We start from the raw sequence: 1,044 nt of genomic DNA, 5'->3' as shown, positions 1-1,044 counted from the left end.
GAGTATCGGTGTGGCCAAGGGGGACTTCTATCCGAGGATAACGCTGTCGGGCGTCGTGGGCTCACAAGCCATGCAGCTCAGCGATTTTGGTTCCTGGGGTTCGCGTTCGTTCGGCATCGGCCCGCAATTCAGCCTGCCGCTGTTTGACGGCGGCCGTTTGCGCGGCGTGCTGAACTTGCGCGAAGCCCAGCAGCAGGAAGCCGCCATCGCCTACCGGCAAACCGTGTTGCGCGCCTGGCATGAAATCGACGATCAACTGACCGCCTACAACGCCCGTCAAATGCGTCGCGACAGCCTCGCCGAAGCCGTCCGCCAAAACCAGATCGCCCTGCGCACCGCGCAGCAGCAATACATCGAAGGCGTGGTGGACTTCGTCAACGTGCTGACGGTGCAAGGTGCGTTGTTGGCGACCCAGGAACAGTTTGTGGAGAGTTCGACCGGGGTATCGCTAGCGATGGTGGGGTTGTACAAGGCTTTGGGCGGGGGATGGGAGTCGGTGTATCCGGTGGCAAGCGCCGCTACCAATAATCCGGCTTGATGGCGGGCGCCTTGTGCATAGCCACCATTCGTTCCTCAGGGAGATACGTTACTGGTGTCGCTGGTCGTAAAGCCAGCATCGACGCAGAACCTGCACCGTCTTACAGTGATCCATAAGCTTCGTGATCTCGGGCCAGATGCGGGGGGAGGCAATGCAAGCGCGCAGAGAAACATCGCTTGGCGGCACTCAGGAACCGCACGCTGTGCCCGGTGGCTGGGCTGTTGTACAGCGATGGTTACGGTGGGCGCAGGAACACCGGCTATTGCTGATTCTGGCGTTGGCGGCCCTGGTGCGTTTCTACGATCTGACGGCGTCGGCCATCTGGGGTGACGAAGGGTCTAGCCTGCTGATGAGCCACTACTCAGTGGCTGAAATTTGGGTGCATGCCGCCCGTGATGTGCACCCTCCGCTGTATTTCGTGCTGTTGCATGGCTGGATCGAGCTGTTCGGCGACGGCATTTTCTCGATCCGCTGCCTCAGCGCTCTGCCCGGAATCGCCACGGTGT

General features: G+C 61.0%; 1 protein-coding gene and 1 pseudogene. Both read left to right on the top strand.

What is annotated here, in order from left to right; all coding sequences use genetic code 11:
• Positions 1-538 (top strand): TolC family protein (locus AC1DRJ_RS29265; protein ID WP_477805196.1); only part of this gene is annotated, 538 nt, incomplete at its 5' end.
• A 151-nt stretch (positions 539-689) separates the two neighbouring features.
• Positions 690-1,044: pseudogene (locus AC1DRJ_RS29260) on the top strand (glycosyltransferase family 39 protein); the annotation flags it as partial.

It is taken from the genome of Pseudomonas sp. P5_B2 (assembly GCF_056400445.1).
Note: the sequence above shows the minus strand (reverse complement) of the source record. Positions and strands in the feature narration are given on the sequence as shown.